The 20,475-nt window shown below is 64.8% G+C and carries 15 protein-coding genes; 3 read left to right on the plus strand and 12 right to left on the minus strand.

Translation table 11 applies throughout. The features are described from left to right. Window positions 1–33: 33 nt before the first annotated feature. The 4 genes from BX604_RS20110 to BX604_RS20125 all read right to left on the minus strand — a co-directional run bounded on the left by BX604_RS20110 (window position 34) and on the right by BX604_RS20125 (window position 3,945). Window positions 34–543, minus strand: a complete 510-nt coding sequence (locus tag BX604_RS20110) for a flavin reductase family protein (protein WP_098552345.1) — start codon at window positions 541–543, stop codon at window positions 34–36. Between the two features lie 293 nt (window positions 544–836). Next, window positions 837–1,871: a methionine synthase gene (locus BX604_RS20115; RefSeq protein ID WP_179894829.1), complete on the minus strand. Its 1,035-nt coding sequence runs from the start codon at window positions 1,869–1,871 to the stop codon at window positions 837–839. A 27-nt stretch (window positions 1,872–1,898) separates the two neighbouring features. Beyond that, window positions 1,899–2,882, minus strand: a complete 984-nt coding sequence (locus BX604_RS20120) for a DUF1852 domain-containing protein (protein WP_098552347.1) — start codon at window positions 2,880–2,882, stop codon at window positions 1,899–1,901. Window positions 2,883–3,273: 391 nt separating this feature from the next. Then, window positions 3,274–3,945, minus strand: coding sequence for an epoxyqueuosine reductase QueH (locus tag BX604_RS20125; RefSeq protein WP_098552348.1), 672 nt, complete (start codon window positions 3,943–3,945; stop codon window positions 3,274–3,276). A gap of 529 nt (window positions 3,946–4,474) precedes the next feature. Here BX604_RS20125 and BX604_RS20130 point away from each other — a divergent pair. Next, window positions 4,475–5,380, plus strand: a complete 906-nt coding sequence (locus BX604_RS20130) for a LysR family transcriptional regulator (RefSeq protein ID WP_098552349.1) — start codon at window positions 4,475–4,477, stop codon at window positions 5,378–5,380. Window positions 5,381–5,502: 122 nt separating this feature from the next. Then, a complete protein-coding gene (locus BX604_RS20135; protein WP_098552350.1) occupies window positions 5,503–6,321 on the plus strand; it encodes a multidrug ABC transporter ATPase in 819 nt (272 codons plus the stop codon). 13 nt (window positions 6,322–6,334) lie between these two features. On the opposite strand, the gene BX604_RS20140 is transcribed toward BX604_RS20135, so the two are convergent. Next, window positions 6,335–7,486, minus strand: coding sequence for an acyltransferase family protein (locus BX604_RS20140; protein ID WP_098552351.1), 1,152 nt, complete (start codon window positions 7,484–7,486; stop codon window positions 6,335–6,337). A 358-nt stretch (window positions 7,487–7,844) separates the two neighbouring features. Here BX604_RS20140 and pip point away from each other — a divergent pair, with 358 nt between their 5' ends. Next, on the plus strand, window positions 7,845–8,777 hold the full coding sequence (gene pip, locus BX604_RS20145; RefSeq protein WP_098552352.1) for a prolyl aminopeptidase: 933 nt from the start codon (window positions 7,845–7,847) through the stop codon (window positions 8,775–8,777). Window positions 8,778–8,850: 73 nt separating this feature from the next. Here pip and BX604_RS20150 read toward each other — a convergent pair whose 3' ends face one another. From BX604_RS20150 to BX604_RS20180, 7 genes are all read right to left on the minus strand, one after another. Further along, window positions 8,851–9,123 carry a hypothetical protein gene (locus BX604_RS20150; protein WP_098552977.1) on the minus strand — a complete coding sequence of 91 codons (273 nt, stop codon included), beginning with the start codon at window positions 9,121–9,123 and terminating at the stop codon, window positions 8,851–8,853. A 185-nt stretch (window positions 9,124–9,308) separates the two neighbouring features. After that, window positions 9,309–10,415: a transglutaminase family protein gene (locus BX604_RS20155; protein WP_098552353.1), complete on the minus strand. Its 1,107-nt coding sequence runs from the start codon at window positions 10,413–10,415 to the stop codon at window positions 9,309–9,311. Then, entirely contained in the window at window positions 10,409–13,015 is a 2,607-nt protein-coding gene (locus BX604_RS20160; RefSeq protein WP_098552978.1) for a circularly permuted type 2 ATP-grasp protein, read from the minus strand. The genes BX604_RS20155 and BX604_RS20160 overlap by 7 nt, the downstream gene beginning before the upstream one ends. Before the next feature lie 224 nt (window positions 13,016–13,239). Next, window positions 13,240–16,683, minus strand: a complete 3,444-nt coding sequence (locus BX604_RS20165; RefSeq protein WP_098552354.1) for a transglutaminase family protein — start codon at window positions 16,681–16,683, stop codon at window positions 13,240–13,242. 99 nt (window positions 16,684–16,782) lie between these two features. After that, the gene (locus BX604_RS20170; protein ID WP_098552355.1) at window positions 16,783–17,760 is read right to left on the minus strand and encodes a transglutaminase family protein; all 978 of its coding nucleotides are present in this window, start codon (window positions 17,758–17,760) and stop codon (window positions 16,783–16,785) included. Window positions 17,761–17,768: 8 nt separating this feature from the next. Then, a complete protein-coding gene (locus BX604_RS20175) occupies window positions 17,769–18,710 on the minus strand; it encodes an alpha-E domain-containing protein (RefSeq protein ID WP_098552356.1) in 942 nt (313 codons plus the stop codon). Between the two features lie 64 nt (window positions 18,711–18,774). After that, window positions 18,775–20,190, minus strand: coding sequence for a circularly permuted type 2 ATP-grasp protein (locus BX604_RS20180; protein ID WP_098552979.1), 1,416 nt, complete (start codon window positions 20,188–20,190; stop codon window positions 18,775–18,777). Between the last annotated feature and the right edge of the window lie 285 nt (window positions 20,191–20,475).

The raw sequence follows: 20,475 nt of genomic DNA on the forward strand, positions 1-20,475 counted from the left end.
GCGAAGCGTAAAAAGGGCTGCGGAGGGAAACGCTCAAACCGCGCCGTGCGCGGCGATGTTGCAATACTGTCCTTTGAAATACAGCAACGGCTGCGTCGCAGCGGCTTCCTGCAGGTTTAACGCCTTCACTTCACCGATCACGATCAGGTGATCGCCTGCGGTGTGTTCGGCGTAAATTTCGCAATCAAGCCAGTGAAGGCTGCCGGCGATGACCGGGTTACCCAGCGGCGATTCCTGCCATTCGACGCCGTGCCACTTGTCCGTGCCGCGCCGAGCGAATTGGTTGGAGATCCTGACTTGCTCATCCGACAGGATGTTGACCGCGAATCGACCCGCCTGGCGAATTTTTGGATAGCTGGCCGAACTGGACATGACACTGAATGACACCAGCGGCGGGCTCATCGACACGCTATAGAACGACTGGCAAGTGAAGCCGATCGGCTCGTCATCAACGTGCGATGTAATCACGGTGATGCCGGATGCGTAGTGCCCGAGCGCTTCGCGAAAGCTCAATGGCTCGATAGCGGTACTGGAAAGTGACATGGTAAGGACTAAATACTGGATGCAGCTCGAACGTGTTCAGGAAGGTCTGGAGTAGCCTGGAATGAGCCCCAGGCGCACACCCTTCCACGGCGCCGCCTGATCCATTTCGACCAGAAACACGCGTTACCGGCCTGCTTGCGCTTGCCGGCTGAATCGGCGTCGACAAAGCTCTTTGCGTCATCCGGATACTCGGGCGACCAGGGCGGCGCATTTCAACAGATTCAGGGCGTGTTTAAAAACCCTCCCAAATCCACACCGACTTCAATCCCCCGAGCACGGCTTCCTACTTCAGTTCAGACCTCATTCGAGAGTTCTCTTCGGACGAGCTCTGCACCTGCGCTCAAAGCACTTAGCTTGCCCCTTGCGACGCCACGGGACAGGGGCGCCATGCCACAGTTGGTGCAAGGATAGAGCTTGTCGGCATCGACAAACTGAAGTGCTTTTCGCAAGGTACTGGCGACTTCCTCGGGCGTCTCAACGGTATCGGTCGCCACGTCGATGGCCCCCACCATCACCTTCTTACCGCGGATGAGCTCAATCAGATCCATTGGAACGCGAGAATTGTGGCATTCCAGCGAGACTATGTCGATGCTGGATTTTTGCAGCTTGGGGAAAGCCTCCTCATACTGCCGCCACTCCGACCCCAGCGTCTTTTTCCAATCCGTGTTGGCCTTGATGCCGTAGCCATAGCAAATATGCACGGCAGTTTCGCACTTGAGCCCTTCGATTGCCTTTTCCAACGTGGCAACACCCCAATCATTGACCTCATCAAAGAAGACGTTGAATGCGGGTTCATCAAACTGGATAATATCCACGCCCGCGGCCTCGAGCTCCCTGGCTTCCTGATTGAGAATCTTGGCGAATTCCCAAGCCAGCTTTTCGCGGCTTTTATAGTGGCCGTCATAAAGCGTATCAATCATGGTCATGGGACCCGGCAGAGCCCACTTTATGGGTTGCTTGGTTTGCTGACGCAGGAACTTGGCATCCTCGACAAAAACCGGCTTTTGACGAGCAACGTCACCAACGACCGTCGGCACGCTCGCATCGTAGCGATCGCGAATTCTGACGGTCTTGCGATTCTCGAAATCGACGCCGCTGAGGTGCTCGATAAACGTGGTAACAAAGTGCTGACGCGTTTGTTCGCCATCACTGACAATATCAATGCCTGCGTGTTGTTGTTCTTGCAACGACAAACGCAAAGCATCCTGCTTACCCTCAATCAAACCCTCATCCTGCAATTTCCAGGGTGACCAAAGTGTCTCGGGTTGCGCAAGCCAGGACGGTTTCGGCAGGCTGCCAGCAGTTGAAGTGGGTAACAATTTTTTCACAATAGACGACCTGGTGCTTTTGATTAATCAGAGAGCGTAGTTCGCGGACCACTGCTCAAGAACAGCCTGGTATGGCTTGATGAAATTCTGCTCGACAAACTTTCCCTGCTCGATGGCCAGCCGGCTACGTTCCTCTCGATCGTAAACAATTCGAGTCAATGAGAAATCCTGGTTCTTCAGGCTTGGCTGATAAGACTCCCCTGCCGCAGAATTCGCATTGTAAATCTCAGGCCGGTAAATCTTCTGGAACGTATCCATCGTGCTGATGGTGCCGATAAGCTCAAGGTCGGTGTAATCGCCGAGCAAATCGCCAGAAAAATAAAAAGCCAAAGGCGCAACACTATTCGGAGGCATGAAGTAGCGAACCTTCAACCCCATTTTTTTGAAATACTCGTCAGTCAAGGAGTATTCGTCTTGCAGGTATTCAACACCCAATACAGGGTGTCGATTTGCAGTCCGCTGATAGGTCTTGCTGCTCGACACGCTCAGGCAGATAACGGGCAGCTTGTTGAAATTATCTTTGTAAGCGCTTGAATTCACAAAACACTTGAAGAGCTTTCCATGCAGGGACCCAAAATCGTCCGGAATACCGAATTCCGGTTGATTCTTGTTATGCTCCAGCAACAGCACGCTGAAATCATAATCTCGCACGTAAGAGGAGAAATTGTTCCCCGCAATACCCTCAATGTGCCCGCCCGTTTTTCGATCAAAAATATTTGTTTTCAATATTTCGATCAAAGGAAGGGCATTGCCAGCGCCTTCACCGTCAACATTCATCTCGACGGAAATAATTTCAAGCTTGACGGCATAGCGATCACCTTTAGGGTTGTCCCAGTGCGCCAGGGCATTGAAACGATTGTCAATCATCCTGAAGGTGTTGCGCAAATTCTCCTGGCGACTCGTCCCTCTAGCCAGGTTAGCGAAGTTGGTGGTGATGCGCGTGTTTTCCGACGGACGATAGTCTTCGTCGAAACAAATGCTTTTAATGGCAAATGTGAAATCTTTACTCATTTTGATCTAACGCCTTGATTTCTGATAAAGCTTGAACTTATTTCTTGCTTTTTCAGAATTCTATGCTAGACCACACATGAATAAAAATGAATTGATTTCATGCACCCATTAGCCACGTTCATGATGCGGGGTACGCGTTGAGTCGCTCGCAGATTTGCCCCATCTTCCATGCCTGCTGAAGGCGGTCACGCGGTCATGCAACCCTTCATAGCCCCAGAAACAGGAGCATGCCTGAAAGAGACGCCACTCACTGCGGGACAAGGAATGATGAATGGATTGGCTGGAAGCCCGTTCGATCTTGCGCTGAATCGCTGCAGATAACGGATGCAGGTCGGCTGCGAGCCGCTTCAGATGCTCTGGCGGAATTCAGCGGATCTGCGCCATGGCGAGCTCAGGATTCGATTGCGCCGTCGTCGTCGCCGTAGAATTTCACGCCCAGCTGAATGCGTTCCCGGCCGCTTTCCAGACGATGCCGATTGGTGTCGCGGAGCGAGTAAACGCAGCCGCAATATTCTTGCTGGTAGAAGTTTTCTCGCTTGCTGATCTCGATCATGCGGGCTGATCCACCGGCCTTGCGCCAGTTGTACTCCCAATACATCAGATCGGGATAGCGGGACGCGGCACGCACGCCGCTGTCGTTGATCTGCTGCATGTTCTTCCAGCGGGAGATACCCAGCGAACTGGTCATGACCGAAAAACCATGCTCGTACGCATAGAGCGCCGTGCGCTCGAAACGCATGTCGAAGCACATCGTGCAGCGGATGCCCCGCTCCGGCTCGTTCTCCATCCCGCGTGCACGTTCGAACCAGTTATCCCGGTCGTAATCGGCGTCGACGAAGGGAATGCCAGACTTTTCGGCAAAGCGGACGTTTTCATCCTTGCGCAGTTCGTATTCCTTGCGCGGATGAATATTCGGGTTGTAAAAAAAGATCGTGAAGTCGATGCCCGACGCCACCATGGCTTCCATGACTTCCCCGGAGCACGGCGCACAGCACGAGTGCAGCAGCACCTTGTTCTGGCCTCCAGGCAGCGGGAGAGGCTTACGGTCATTGGTTGATGTCATGACATCTCCTTTCGCTGAAACGTCACGCAAGCTGATACACGACCGGCATGCTGATAGCGACGTTTGGCTTGCGCGCCAGTTATATCCAGCGGCCTCGTCGATCCGAAGGGTCATGCGTTGAAACGCGAACGCCATCCTTGCTGGAGTAGCCCGCGATTATCCTGGGCCGCCGGCTATCCGACCAGCGATTATTCTTCATATATCCATTAGTTTTGTTCATCCGAAAACCCGGTCGTCGGCCTCGCCCTGCGTTCACGGCAACCTTGCGCCCGAGGTCGAGACGAGTCTGCGCGATAACCACGATCAACCCCGCCTCCCAAGTTGGAGACTCGCCGAGCCGGCGCAGGACAAGCGCATCACGCGGGATCGAAGCACGACTGACCCATCCCGGATGTGCGCTGCCATCCAGTGACCCGCGCAGAAAGGTCAGCAATCGGAGCGATCAAGGGACTTATCTTCGATGAAGAAAAATGGCACTATTCCGGCCATCCATTAGATTTTTTCATTATTTTCCGGCTTATCCATTTCCATGCTCGAGCGCGTTCATCTCGTCATCGTTCGCGAAGTGGCCCGTCAGGGCTCACTCACCGCAGCCGCGGAGTCGCTTTTCCTCACGCAATCAGCGTTGAGCCACACGGTCAAAAAGATCGAACAGCAACTCGGCACCCCGATCTGGCATCGCGAAGGGCGCAGCCTGCGCCCGACGCAGGCCGGCCAGTATCTGCTCTCGCTCGCCGAGCGCCTTCTGCCCCAGTTCGAACTCGCCGAGGAGCGCATGAAGCAGTACGCGGCGGGCGAACGCGGCACGCTGCGCATCGGCATGGAATGCGCGCCGTGCTATCAGTGGCTGCTCAAGGTCGTTTCGCCGTATCTGGCGCGCTTTCCCGATGTGGACGTGGATGTGAAGCAGCGTTTCCAGTTTGGCGGGATCGGCGCGCTGATCGGCTACGACATCGACGTGCTGGTGACGCCCGACCCGCTCAACCGCCCCGGCCTGCGTTTCGAGCCGGTGTTCGACTACGAGCAGGTGCTGGTGGTCGCGGAAAATCATCGGCTGGCGGGCGAGCACGCTGTCGAACCGGAACAACTGGTCGACGAAACGCTCATTACCTATCCCGTGGAAACCGACCGGCTCGACATCTACAACCAGTTTCTGCGCCCCGCCGGCATCATTCCGCGACGGCACAAAACGATCGAGACGACCGACATCATGCTGCAGATGGTCGCCAGTCATCGTGGCGTGGCGGCGCTGCCCAAATGGCTCGCGGAAGAGTACGCGGACCGCATGCCGCTCGCGGTCGTGAAGCTCGGCAAGGACGGCATCGCCAAGCAGATTTTCCTCGGCACGCGCGAGGACGACGCGGTGGTGGATTACCTGAGCTCGTTCGTGGAATTCGCGCGCGAGTCGAATTGGCAGGCACCGCGCGTACGGTGACGACTACCTGCCTTGCCGCACTGGGTGCAGGCGCCGCACCCCACGCTACTCAGGGGTTGCGGATTCAACCCGTCGAAAAGCGCCCCCCACGAAGATCGTTGAAAACCTCTTCCAACGTGACCATGAGCATCCTTCGCTTCACCCCACTCCTGGCGCTCGCCATCGCCCCCGCCGTTCAGGCCGCCGACAACCAGGCTTGCGACGACGCAACCGTCGTCGCAGTCGCCCGCTGGGCCGGCATCACGAACGCACGCCTCGCCGCGCGCGACACGAACCGGCTCGTCGTCGCGTCGGCATGCAAGGTCATGCCGAACGCGCCGGAGACAACGATCGTGGCCACCGCATTCGACTCGCTGCCGAAGAGCAAGAACCCGGACGACAGCAACAAGCTGCAGGTCGTCGCGCTCGTCGAGGGCGGCAAGGTGGTCGCGGCCGAGCGGTCGATCGTTCAGGAAGATGCCATCACCGAGGTCGGCCCGGACAGCTATCGCATCGACACCGCACCCTACCGGCTGTCGCCCGACGTGCGCGCGTTCGGCGTCGAGTTCACGAGCAGCGCGCGCGGACCGAGCTGTGCCGACGCCTACGCCGAGAACGAACTGACGCTATGGATTCGCGACGGCGCCCGCCTCCGTCCTGTATTCGGTACCAATCTCAAAGGCTGGGTGGCTGTCAGCGGCCCCGTATGCACCCCCGATACCCGTGACCTGCGTAGCGAGTCCGCAAGGATGACGATTGCCGTCGAAAAGACATCGCACAACGGTTTCGCCGATCTGTCGATTACGGCGCACGTCGCCAATATGGAAAACGACGACGACAAAGACTCGGCCACGGGAAAACGTACCGTGCGCACGATCGTTAAATACGACGGCAAGTCGTACGGAATCGATATGTTCCGCGACTTCTGGTATTCACCCGCTTCCAAGAAACGCTTCAAGTAAGACTGCGCCCCACCTACTCCACCACCTTCGGCCCGATCGCATCGGTTGACGCGGGCATCCGCAATACATCGTCCCGAACGCGTCGCGCCTCGCGCGCCGCAAAGCGATCCTTCAACCGCAGGAACGGCTTCTCGACGACGAAGTAACTGGCGCTCGCAGCCAGCAACGCCCACACGATCCCGAGCGGGAATGCATGCGCGACCGGTAGATCCGGATTCGCGAACGGCTGCTGCCACAGATAGAGGCTGAACGAAATCGTGCCGACGAACACGACCGGCCCAGCCCGCAGCCACCGCGCGCACCAGAACGCGCTGCGGAAATTCAGCACGACGATCACGACCGCAATCAGCGCGGCTTCCAGCGTCACGCCATAGGTCGCATTCCAGAAGCCGCCGAGCCGATGCTCGGCAAGCGGCATCCCGAACAGCACGATGACGATGAGCGCCGTCACGATGTGCGTCTCGCCACGCCATGAACGGATCCATGCTTCGAGCCGTTCGCGATTGAGCGCCGCGTAGCAACCGATCAGGATCGGATCGACGCCGGTGTGCAGCATCATCCCGAGTTGCCCGCGCAGCGCCGGCGCGACGAAATACGTGAGCGCGCGCACCAGCGGCACGATCAGGATCAGCGCGGCGAGCCAGCGCGTATCGCGGCGACGCGCACCGTACAGGAACAGCAGCGGCCAAAACCAGTAAAACTGCTCCTCGAGCGCGAGCGACCAGAAATGACCGAGATACCACGCGCCGTCCGGATGCAGCGCGTTGTCGCCGGTCAACCCGAACCACGCCGAGTAATTCCACAGATGCAGCGCCGCATACAGCCACTGGCGGCGGTCGACGTCGAGCCAGCCGACGAGCGCGAGGGCACCGACAGTCGCGAGATACACGTAGCACGCCGGCCAGATTCGCAGCGCACGACGCACGTAGAACGACGTCAACGCGATCCCGCCGGTGCGCGCGAACTCCGCGCACAACACGCTGGTGATCAGGAAGCCACTGAGAACGAAGAAGATCAGCACGCCGAGCCGGCCGTCGGCAACCAGCCGCAGCGGCGCATACCAGCCGGTATAGCCGCCCGGCAGCACGTGCTCGGCATGACCGACGACGACCATCGTCACCGCGACGGCGCGCAACCCGGTCAACTGCGTGACGCGATGGTTCATCGGCGGGTTTCCGTTGGCACGGTGGAGGGACGATGAGAAGGCCGGCGCCCGCGACGGGCGCGCCGATATGCCACCCGGATTTTGTCTGAAAAATATCGAAATGAAATTGCTTGAAAAATTCCGGTGCGCAGGCCGCGCGGAAACCGGCCCGCGAAACGGGTGCCGGTCGGCGCACAGCGGTCGGGATGAATGGGCATAATGACAAGCCTTGTCCGGCGGCGGCCGGTCCGATGCCCACACAACGAATTTTGCGGCGCTGCAATATACGCTTCCGTATTGCGTGTCTTGCGCGTCTCGCGCCCGCACACCGGCCCGTGCTGCACCCGCCCCTCTGTCGACCCTCACCCGGAGCCTGCCTGTGTACCCACCGATCGAACCCTACGCCCACGGCCACCTCGACACCGGCGACGGCCATCGCATCTACTGGGAGCGCTGCGGCAACCCGTCCGGCAAGCCCGCGGTGTTCCTGCACGGCGGCCCGGGCGCCGGCTGCAGCCCCGACCATCGCCGCCTGTTCGATCCCGAGCGTTACGACATCCTGCTGTTCGACCAGCGCGGCTGCGGGCGCTCGACGCCGCATGCGAGCCTCGAGCACAACACGACCTGGGATCTGGTGGCGGACATCGAGCGGCTGCGCGAGATGGTGGGCGCGGAACAGTGGCTCGTGTTCGGCGGCTCGTGGGGCAGCGCGCTCGCCCTCGCCTACGCGGAAACGCATCCGCAACGCGTGAGCGCGCTCATCGTGCGCGGCATCTTCACGATGCGTCGTGCGGAATTGCTGTGGTACTACCAGGAAGGCGCGTCGTGGCTATTCCCGGACCTGTGGGAAGCATTCGTCGCGCCGATTCCGGAAGCCGAGCGCGGCGACCTGATGGCCGCCTATCATCGCCGGCTGACGGGCGACGACGAAGCCGCGAAGCTCGAAGCCGCCCGCGCATGGAGCATCTGGGAAGGCCGCACGATCACGCTGCTGCCCGATCCGGCACTGGCTGCGCACTTCGCGGACGGCCACTACGCGCTCGCGTTCGCGCGGATCGAAAACCACTACTTCGTGAATCGCGGGTTCGTCGACGAGGGCCAGTTGCTGCGCGATGCGCATCGTCTGGCCGGCATTCCTGGCGTGATCGTGCAGGGCCGCTACGACGTCGCGACGCCTGCGCGCACCGCGTGGGATCTCGCCAAAGCGTGGCCGGACGCGACGTTCGAAATCGTCGCGGATGCCGGGCACGCGTACAACGAGCCGGGCATCCTGAAGGCGCTGCTCGCGGCGACGGACCGGTTTGCCTCGTAAAGCCACATAACCCGCAGCACGACACCACGCGGCGCGCTGCAACCGGCCCTGCCGGCCTGCACGCGTCGCCCGCTCAAAGCACCGCTTCCACGATCGTCCTGCCGTTGATCGCACGCTCGACGAGCTGTTCGTCCCCGACCTTGCGGATTGCATCGTCGAGCAATCCTTCCGGCTCTTCGGTCGCCACCTTCAGCAGGCCCGACAAGCCACGCGCGTCGAGCACCACCAGCGTCTCCATCGAATCCGCGCGGCTCACGAGCACGCGGCGGAACGCCGGGCCCGCGCCAAAGCTCGCGCAAAGCTCAATCGTCTCGTTGCCGAGCGTGTAATCGAAGTGCTTGATCATGTCCGCCGCCGTTGCAGAGGTATGGCGACGCGCGACGGCGCGGCGCCGTAACGTCGACGCACCCGCGCGTGCCACCGGCGCCGGATCGGGGTCCGATCCATTCGCCGGCATGACCATGCTAGGCGCGCAGTATTAACGAAGACTTAAACGCCGAAGCAGCGCCATCGCGGGTCGATCACGCCGTATTACGGCGCTTCCTCGTCGAGCGGCTCGACCGTCACGCCAACCTTCAGCTCCTGATCCGCGCCGCCGCCGCGAATCACGCCGCGCAGCGGCGTCACGTCCGCATAGTCGCGGCCGATCGACAGCATCACGTAGTCGTCGCCCGGCGCGCGGTCGTTGGTCGGATCGAGCTGCAGCCAGCCGTCATCCTCCGGCCACGCAGGGTCGTACACGTCGACCCACGCATGCGACGCATCCGCGCCGATCAATCGCGGCTGACCGGGCGGCGGCTGCGTCAGCAGATAGCCGCTCACGTAACGCGCGGCAAGCCCGAGCGAGCGCAGCGCGCCGATCATCACGTGCGCGAAATCCTGGCACACGCCCTTGCGCAATCGCAGCGCATCGAGCGCGGTCGTCGTGATGTCGGTGCTGTTCGGCGTATATGCGAAATCGGCGTGAATCCGACGCATCAGATCCCATGCCGCCTGCACGAGCGGCCGCTGCGGCGTGAAGCTCCCGGCCGCATACGCGGCCAGCTCGGGATCGCACGCCACGTGCGGCGACGCGAACACGAATTCGCTCGCGGCGTCGTACGGTTGCCCCGCGCGAAACCGCAGGCGCTCGCGTACGGTTTCCCAGGCGGTCGCCTGTTCGGCATCGGGGTTCGCGATCGCGGGCGGCGGCGCACCGCGCGCACCTTGCGACCACACGGGGGTCGTCACGCGCACCGTGCTGCAACTGCGCACGAACAGCGTGTCATGCGGCTGGTTCAGCGCGAACGACGCGCGTGCGTTGCCGAAGGCGTCGATCTCGGTGCCGACCGTTTCCGGCCTCGGTTCGATCTCCAGCGCGAACGACAGCACCTGCTGGCGCAGCGTCGCGAGCGGCTGGAGTCGCGCCTGATGCTGCGCGGATTCGACCCGCGCGGCGTAACGGTATTCGGTGTCGTGCGTGACGCGCAGCAAACGGCCGGGCGCGACGGCAGCCGGCGTGGTCGGCGTGGTCGGCGTGGTCGGCGCGGTCGGCGCTACCGGCGCTTTCGGTGCGGCGCGTGTAACCGACGTCGCAGGCGTGGCGCTGCCGGAAGCGGATGCAGACGGCGTCTTCGCCGTGTGTTTCGGCGTCACCATAGCGTCCTGCCCGCCTCGCGCACGTGACTGAAATAGCGTTCGCCGATCCGGTTCGACAGATCCCACACGGCCTTCACCGTCGTATCGAGCGCCTCGAGCAGCTTGTCGTGCCGGCCATCGTCGCCGGTTTCGCACAGTTCGTGCAGCGACCACGCAGGCACGTCGGGAATCGTCTCGGCCAACTCGGACAGCGCGTAGCCTTCGCTGCGCTCGACCTTCGTCAGCCGGCCGCGCAGCGCCTGCACGACCCAGCCGAGCGAGCGCGGGTTGTCGGTGTCGAGCACCGCGAGCGACAGCAGCGGCGCGACGTCGAAGCCGCGCTGGAAACGCGAGCGGAACGTGATCGTGCTGTCGAACAGCTCCAGCACGAGCTCGAAGCCGTCCTGCCGGTGCACGGCGCCCTCTTCGAACGCGAGCTTCAGCACGCTGCACAGGAAATCCAGCCGGTCGATCTGCCGGCCGATCGACAGCAGCCGCCAGCCGTCGTCGCGCGTCATGTTGTCGGTCTGCGCGCCGGTGATCGCGCCAAGCAGCAGCCCGAGGCGTTCCAGCAGTTGCAGCGCCTCGTTGCCGATCTGCTCCTCGGCCTCCGGATGATCGGCGCTGTCGGCAAACAATTGCGTCGCGTCGTCGATCAGCCGCCACTGATCGCTCGACAGCCGCTCGCGAATCGCGGCGGCCGCGCCGCGCATCCCGAACAGGCAGGATGCGATGCCGGACGTGCGGTCCGCGCCGCGCGTGAGCGACGTCGCGAGCGCATGCTGGAACGCGCGCGGCGCATCGACGGCGTTCGGCGCGTCGGATGCGATCAGGCCGGTGTCGCGGCACAGCGTGTCGATCAGCTCCAGATGCGCGGGGCTGTCGACGTCGTCTTCGCCGCGCAGCCGTTCGAGCGCGGCACGTGCGAGACGCATCAGGTTGGTCGCGCGCTCGGTGTAGCGGCCGAGCCAGAACAGGTTCTCGGCCGCGCGGCTCGCGATCGCGCGCGGACGCCCGACGAGATCGTCGGGACCGAGACGGCTCTGCAGCAGCGTCGTCGAATCGACGATGCCTTCGGTCATCACCCACGTGTCGACGGTGCTGCCGCCGCGCGGCATCGGCGCATTGAACAGCGTGTCGCGCGTGCCGACCCGCGACAGTCCGCCCGGCAGGAGCCGCCAGCGCTGCGCACCGTCGGCGAGCGCGAACACGCGCAGCAGCAGCGGCTTCGGCACGATGCGCGCGCCGCCTTGGCCGTCGTGCGCGTCGTGCCCCGGCCAGGTGGGCGCCTGCGACAGCGGCAGGTCGGCCTGCACGGTGTAATGTTCGGGCCGTGCGAGAATCCGCGCGCGCCACTCGGCGAGCTGCGCCTGCGTGAGCCGCGCGCCGATCACCGGATCGAACGCGCCGCCGGCCTGCACATCGGGCGGATACGACGGCTTCACGATGCCGCGCGCGAGTTGCGGCAGCGCGTCGTCGCACGCGGCCGCCTCGCCGCACCACCACGAATGCACGGCAGGCAGCGTCAGCGTTTCGCCGAGCAGCCCTTCCGCGAGGCGCGGCATGAAGCCGAGCACGCCCGGCGATTCGAGAAAGCCGGAACCCGGCGCATTCGCGAGCAGCACGTTGCCGGCGCGCACGGCCTGCAGCAGCCCCGGCACGCCGAGCAGCGAATCGGGCCGCAGTTCGAGCGGATCGAGCCACGCGTCGTCGACGCGGCGCAGAATCCCGTGCACGGGTTCGAGCCCGCGCAGCGTCTTCAGGAATACGCGGTTGTCGCGCGCGGTCAGGTCGCCGCCCTCGACCAGCGTGAGGCCAAGGTAGCGCGCGAGATACGCATGCTCGAAATAGGTCGCGCTGTGCGGCCCCGGCGTCAGCAGCACGATTCGCGACTTCCGGGCGGCCGGACTCAGCGCCTGCATGCTCTGCAGCAGCGAACGGTACGCGGACGCGAGCCGCTGCACGCGCAGCCCGCGGAAGCCGCGCGGAAAGAGCCGCGACACGATCAGCCGGTTTTCGAGCAGATAGCCGAGGCCGGACGCGCCCTGCGTGTGCTGCGCGACGATCCGCCATTGCCCGTCGGGCCCGCGCGCGAGATCGAACGCGACGACGTGCAGCCACGTATCGCCCGGCACGCGCGCGCCGCGCATCGCGCGCAGGTAGCCGGGATGCCCGGTGACGAGCGCGGGCGGCAGCAGGCCGCGTTCCAGGATCGTCTGCGGGCCGTACAGGTCGGCCATCGCCGCGTTCAGCAGCCGCACGCGTTGCAGCACGCCGCGCTCGATCGCGACCCAGTCCTCGGGCGTGACGATCAGCGGCAGCAGGTCGAGCGACCACGGCCCGGCCGCGCCGTCGCCCGCGCGTTGTTCGTGCAGTTGATAGAACAGGCCGTTCTCGCGCATGCGTCGCTGCAACGCGTCGGCGCGGCGATCGAGGTCGGCCACGCCGTCGCTGCCGATCGACGTGAAAAAGCTGCGCCACGCCGGTGCGAGCAGCGGCGCGTTGAGGCCGGCAGCGCTGCCGCGCAGTTCGTCGTAGCGGCCTGCAGCGGCAGGCGCCGCGAGCGCGGCGGCCAGTTCCGCGGCGTCCGGCTGCGCGCCGGTATCGAAGAGCGTGGGCATCGCGTCGGCGGCGGCGAGATCGTCGGGGTGAATGGGCGGCACGGGCGTCGTTCCGTCGTCAAGGTGCGGCAGCGCCCGCGCGCCGCCGCATCGGCAATCGAGCGCGGCAGGCGCGGCGAGCAGCCGCACGCTGCCTGCATCCTAGCACTCCGTCGGGGCCGCCATCGGCCGGCGGGCCGGGAAGCGGCGAATCGCGCATCGACATCCGTTCTTTCATCCGGAGATCAGGGCCGTCGCAGGTCGAGCGTGAACGGGAATTCGCGGCTCGGCGCGGCGGCCGCGACCGTCATCCGCCCCGGCGTGTGCCCCATCGCGACGAAGCGCGCGAGCCGGCGGCTCTCGGCCTCGTAGGCATTGACGGGAAACGTCGCATAGTTGCGCCCGCCCGGATGCGCGACGTGATACCGGCAGCCGCCGAGCGAGCGTTGCAGCCACGTATCGACGATGTCGAACGTGAGCGGCGCATGCACGCCGATGGTCGGATGCAGCGCCGACGGCGGCGACCACGCCTTGTAGCGCACGCCCGCGACGTACTCGCCGACAGTGCCGGTCGGCTGCAGCGGCAGCGCGCGGCCATTGACGGTCACGACGTGCCGGTTGTCGTTCAGCCCCGTCACGCGCACCTCGAGCCGTTCGACCGACGAATCGACGTAGCGCACGGTGCCGCCGGTCGCGCCCTCTTCGCCCATCACGTGCCACGGCTCCAGCGCGCCGCGCAGCGACAGTTGCATCCCGTTCACCGCGATCTGGCCGAACAGCGGGAAGCGGAATTCGAAGTGCGGCGCGAACCACGCGGGATCGAACGCGAAACCGGCATCGCTCAGCTCGGCCAGCACGTCGTCGAAATCCATCCTGAGGAACGCCGGCAGCATGAAGCGATCGTGCAGCGCAGTGCCCCAACGCGTGAGCGGCGTCGTGTACGGCGCGGCCCAGAAGCGCGCGACCAGCGCGCGCAGCAGCAGTTGCTGCACGATGCTCATCCGCGCGTGCGGCGGCATCTCGAACGCGCGCAGTTCGAGCAGGCCGAGCCGACCGGTCGACGAATCGGGCGAATACAGCTTGTCGATGCAGAATTCGCTGCGGTGCGTGTTGCCGGTCACGTCGATCAGCAGGTTGCGCAGCACGCGGTCGACGAGCCACGGCGGCATGTCCTGCCCGTACAGCAGCGTGTTGCGCTGGATCTCGGCGAACGCGATGTCGAGTTCGTAGAGCTGATCGTTGCGCGCCTCGTCGACGCGCGGCGCCTGGCTCGTCGGTCCGATGAAGAGCCCGGAGAACAGGTACGACAGCGACGGATGGTTGTGCCAGTACGCAATCAGGCTCGCGAGCAGGTCCGGGCGACGCAGGAACGGGCTGTCGGCCGGCGTCGCGCCGCCGAGCACGAAGTGGTTGCCGCCGCCGGTGCCGACGTGCCGGCCGTCGACCATGAACTTCTCGCTCGACAGCCGCGACTGCCATGCCGCGTCGTACAGGAACTCGGTCTGGTCGACGAGCTCGCCGAAGCTCTTGGCCGGATGAATGTTCACCTCGATCACACCAGGGTCGGGCGTGACCTGCAGCAGCTTGAGCCGCGCATCGCGCGGCGGCGGATAGCCTTCGAGCACGAGCTTCACGTCGAGCGCGTGCGCGGTCAGCTCGATCGCCGCGAGCAGGTCGAGATAATCCTCGAGCGCGGCCAGCGGCGGCATGAACAGATACAGGATGCCGTTGCGCACTTCGGCGCACAGCGCGGTGCGCGTGATCCACGCGGCCGATTCGAAGCGCTCGGGGCGACGGTGCGCGTCCTGTGCAGCGGCCCCGGCGCTTGCCCCCGTGCCGTCGTTGCGCCACTGCATGACCGTCTGCGCGGACGCTTCGCGATGCACGCCGGCCAGATGGCGCGGCGCATCAGCGGCGCCCGCGTGTCGCGCACGCATGGCGGCCGCGTCCGGCAGCGCGTCGCGCGGCGCGAACGGATCGCGTTCGACCAGGTATGGATAGTCGGCGCTGCCGACCCACGGCAGCGAATCGAGCGGCAGCCGATAACCCATCGGCGAATCGCCGGGCACGAGGTACATGCGCTCGTCGCGGAAGAACCACGGTCCGGTCTGCCAGCGTGGGCCGTCGAGACCCGGCCGATCGCGGCCCGACCGATCGCGGCCCGACGAATCGTCCGTGCGCTTGATCGGCAGCACGTAGCCGACCACGCTGTCGAGCTGCTGCTCGAACACCTTGCGCAGCCGCGCGCGTTCGAGCTCGTCGTCGAGACGCGAATCGAACGGATCGACGTTGACGGGCAGCCGGCGCTCGCGCCACAGGTAGTACCAGACGTCCTCGTAACCGGCCCGCACGAATTCGTCGGTCAGCCCGAGCCGCGCGGCCAGCGCGTCGATGAAGCGCTTCGCGTCGTCGGTCGTGCACGCGGACGGTTCGCGCTCGTCGGCGAACAGCGAAGGATCGTGCCACACGGGCTGCCCGTCGGCGCGCCAGAAGATCGACAGCGCCCAGCGCGGCAGTTGCTCGCCCGGATACCACTTGCCCTGCCCGAAATGCAGGAAGCCGCCTTCGCCGTATTCGGCCCGCAGCCGCTGCACGAGTTCGGTTGCATAACCGCGCTTGGTCGGGCCGAGCGCATCGGTGTTCCATTCGGCGCCGTCGCGATCCTCGATCGACACGAAGGTCGGCTCACCGCCCTGCGTCAGCCGCACGTCGCCGGCCGTCAGCGCGCCGTCGACCTGCGCGCCGAGCGTGCGCACCGCGTCCCATTGCTGCTCCGTATACGGCTTCGTCACGCGCGGCGATTCGTACACGCGCGTCACCGTCATCACATGCTCGAACGAGACTTCGCATTCGTCGATCAGCCCTTCGACCGGCGCCGCACTGGTCGGCTGCGGCGTGCACGCGAGCGGAATATGGCCCTCTCCGGCGAGCAGGCCCGACGTCGGGTCGAAGCCGATCCAGCCTGCGCCCGGCAGGTAGACCTCGCACCACGCGTGCAGGTCGGTGAAGTCGACCGACGTGCCGCTCGGCCCGTCGAGCGCCTTCACGTCGGGCGTGAGCTGGATCAGGTAGCCGGACACGAAGCGCGCGGCGATGCCGAGATGCCGGCACAGCTGAACCAGGAGCCACGCACTGTCGCGGCACGATCCGGATGCGAGTTCTAGCGTCTGTTCGGGCGTCTGCACGCCCGGCTCCATCCGCACCAGATAACCGATGTCGCGCTGCAGTTGCTGGTTCAGCGCGACGACGAAGTTCACGGTGCCGGCCGGCGTGCGGTCGACGCCGTCGACGTACGCGCGGAACAGCGGCGCGGCACTCGTTTGCGGATCGCATGCGAGATACGGCGCGAGTTCGGTCTTCAGCGCGTCGTCATAGCTGAAGGGGTATTGCTCCGCGCTCGCTTCCAGAAAGAAGTCGAACGGGTTGTACACCGACATCTCGGCGACCAGATCAATCGTGATCTCGAAGTGTTCGGTGCGCTCCGGAAACACGAGCCGCGCGAGATAGTTCGAGAACGGATCCTGCTGCCAGTTGATGAAGTGCTGCGCGGGGTCGACCGTCATCGAATACGCGACGATCGGCGTCCGGCAGTGCGGCGCGGGCCGCAGCCGCACGATCTGCGGGCCGAGGTTCACGGGCCGGTCGTAACGGTAGCGGGTGGTGTGATGCAGCGCGACGTGGATGGGCATGGGGAAGCCGCTCGGTTCGGGTTGGGCCGCCCGCGCGCGCCGCGTCGCCGCTGCTACTGCGGCGGCGGCACGGCACGACGGGTTCGGCGAAGGGGCGCGTCAGACCAGTTCCGGCGACTGCACGACGCTGATCTCGACGCCGACGGCGCGCGCGCCGAGCCCCGTCACCGGCTGTGCGTCGCGATAGTCGAGACCGACGGCAATGCGCACGTAGCGCTCGTCCGGGCAGCGGTTCATGAACGGATCGAAGCCGACCCAGCCGAGCCCTTCGACGTAGGCCTCGGCCCATGCATGGCCGGCCGGCTGCTGCATCAGCGCAACGCCCTGCTGCTGCGCGGCGAGCGCCGCGTGCGGCGCACCCATCGACTGCGCGGCATGCGACGCGCCGAGCGCCTGCTGCATGCCGTCGCCGCTCTGCAACGCGAGCGCTTCCTCCGTGTCTTCCCCGCCAGCGCTCTGCTTCGCGTCGGCGATGCGCTGCATCGCGCTGTCGGCAAGCACGTAGCCGGAGATGTAGCGCGCGGGCACCTTCAACGCGCGTGCGGCTGCAATGAATGCATGGGCATGGTCGCGGCTCGTGCCCTCGCCGTTCTGCAACGCGGTTTCGGCGTCGACGGGCGCGTCCGCCGCCAGGTTCGGCGCGTACGCGATGCGGCCGTGCACTTCCGTCATCAGCCAGTGCAGCGCATCGAGGCTGCGCGGCTCGATCGGCAGCGCCTGCGCGAGCTCGCGCACGAGCTCGCCCGCTTTCGTGAGCGCCGTCTCGCGCTCGAAGATCCAGGGCGGCGCATATCCCTCCGGATTGCCGACGATGCCTGCACGGTCCTGTGTTTCGACGACGCCGGCCGCGACCACGACGATCTCGTGCTTCGGGCCGCGCTCGTGGCGCACGAGGTCGATCCGGTTGCCGAGCCCGTCGGCATACGACAGCGTCGGCTCGACGCCGTCGATCGTGACCTGCCACGCGCGCACCGTCTGCCCGGGCCCCGATTGCGGGCGCAGCCGCAGCCGTTGCAGCGCATGGGTGGCTTGATCGTCGAACTGATAACGCGAGATGTGTCGGATGGCGAGTCGCATGGCAAGTCTCAGTCGAAGTTGTAGGCCTGGGCGATGTCGACCCCGAGGCTGTTGTTGCGGCCGATGAAGTCGGTCAGGAACTCGTGCAGGCCGCTCTTGAAGATCCGCTCGACCGTGGTATCGGACAGCATCTGCAGGATCTTCGTGGCCGTGTCGTGACACGGGTGTGTCACGCCGTAATCCTTCGCGAGCAGGTTCAGGCTCGACACGACGCGCCCGTAGCAATAGCGCAGCGAGCGCGGCATGCGGCCGTTCAGGATCAGGTAGTCGGCGATGTTCATCGGCTTGTACTGCACGTCGTACACCCAGCGATACGACCGGTGTGCGGCCACGCAGCGCAGGATGGTCTCCCATTGATAGTTGTCGAGGATCGTGCCGACGTGCGACACCGACGGCAGCAGCAGGTGGTATTTCACGTCGATGATGCGCGCGGTGTTGTCCGCGCGCTCGACGTACGCGCCGATCTGCGCGAAATCGAAGATTTCGTTGCGCAGCATCGTGCTGTAGAAACTGCCGAGGATCAGCGCGGTCTCGCGCTTCACTTCGTCGAGCACGGCCGGCAGCGCGCTCTCCGGCACCGGCTGCGCGAGCGCGCGGCGCAGCGCGAGCCACGCGCCGTTGACGCTCTCCCACGCTTCGCGCGTGAGCGCCGTGCGCACCATCCGAGCATTCGAGCGCGCGGCCTCGATGCACGACAGCACGCTCGACGGGTTGTCGCGGTCGCGCAGCAGGTAGTCGGTCACGGTATCGGCGGCATAGGCGTCGTACTTCTGACGATAGCCGTCGTCCGCGCCCGAGCTGACCAGCACCGACGACCATTCGGCCGGCGCGTCGGACGTGCGCGTGAGCGCCATCCGCAGCCCGGCATCGACGATGCGCGCGATGTTCTCCGCGCGCTCGATATAGCGGTACATCCAGTAGAGACCGCTCGCAGTTCGTCCCAGAAGCATCTCGTGTCCACTCCGTCTTCGTTCGGTTCGCGCGCCGGCTGCGACGCGCGCGGTCGTGCCCGGCTCAGTCGGCCAGCACCCAGGTGTCCTTGGTGCCGCCGCCCTGGCTCGAGTTGACGACAAGCGATCCTTCCTTCAGCGCGACACGCGTGAGCCCGCCCGGCGTGATGCGGATCCGGTCCGACACCAGCACGAACGGCCGCAGGTCGACGTGGCGCGGCGCAAGGCCCGCTTCGGTCAGGATCGGCGTCGTGGACAACGCCAGCGTGGGTTGCGCGATGTAGTTCGCGGGCCGCGCGCGCAGCTTCGCGGCGAATGCTTCGAGTTCGGCCTTCGACGCGCACGGGCCGACCAGCATCCCGTAGCCGCCCGAGCCGTGCACTTCCTTCACGACCAGTTCGTCGAGATGCTCGAGCACGTACTTGAGGCTGTCGGCCTCGCCGCAGCGCCAGGTCGGCACGTTCTCCAGCAGCGCCTTGCGGCCCGTGTAGAACTCGACGATCTCCGGCATGTACGAATAGATCGCCTTGTCGTCGGCGATGCCGGTGCCGGGCGCGTTCGCGATCGTGATGTTGCCGGCGCGGTAGACGTCCATGATCCCGGCCACGCCGAGCACCGAATCGGGGCGGAACGTGAGCGGATCGAGGAACGCGTCGTCGACGCGGCGGTACAGCACGTCGATCGGCCGGAAGCCCTCGGTGGTACGCATCGCGACGCGTCCGTCGACCACCTGCAGGTCGCTGCCCTCGACGAGGTGCACGCCCATCTGGTCGGCGAGGAACGAATGTTCGTAGTACGCGGAATTGTGGATGCCGGGCGTGAGCACGGCGATGGTCGGGTTGTCGGCGTTGCCGTTCGGCGGGCACACGGCCGCGAGCGACTGGCGCAGCATCTGCGGATAGGTCTCGACCGGGCGCACCTTGACCTGCTGGAACAGCTCCGGGAAGAGCTGCATCATCGTCTCGCGGTTTTCCAGCATGTACGACACGCCCGACGGCGTGCGCGCGTTGTCTTCCAGCACGTAGAACGCGTTCTCGCTGGTGCGCACGATGTCGACGCCGATGATGTGCGTGTAAACGTTGCCGGGCGGCCGGAAGTCGATCATTTCCGGAATGAATGCTTCGTTGTGCGCAATCAGGTGCTTCGGCACGATGCCGGCGCGCACGATTTCCTGGCGGTGGTAGATGTCGTCGAGGAACGCGTTGAGCGCCATCACGCGCTGCTCGATGCCGAGCGACAGCCGGCTCCATTCGGCCCCCGAAATGATGCGCGGGACGATATCGAACGGAATCAGCCGCTCGGCGGCCTCGGCGTCGCCATACACGGCGAACGTGATGCCCGTCCTGCGGAACACGCCTTCCGCGTCGTGGGCTTTCTGGGCGAGGCTCGCGGGGTTCTGCGTGTCGAGCCACTGCTTCAGGCGCGCATAAGGCGCCCTGACCATTTCGCCGGATTGCAGCATTTCATCGAACGGTTTCATCGAATTGTTCTCCATCGTTCTCCCCGGCATTGCGCATGCCGGACCGGCGTAACCACTGCTTCGCAAGGAACGTGCCTTGCTTGACCCCCGTCGATTCCCCCTTTTCGCGTCATCCGCGCACGCCCGCGCGCCACGCCGCACCACGACGGTGCAAGACGGTTCGAACCGGCGCATCGGCGCATCGCGCTCGCGCGGCCGGCGCCGCGCCTGTCGAACATAGTTTCCCCGCGTGTCACGCGGATGCAATCTGCACCGCACCAATGCGCGCGTCGCGCGGCCCTGGCG

The sequence above is a fragment of the Burkholderia sp. JKS000303 genome (assembly GCF_002563755.1).
Classification (GTDB): domain Bacteria; phylum Pseudomonadota; class Gammaproteobacteria; order Burkholderiales; family Burkholderiaceae; genus Burkholderia; species Burkholderia anthina_B.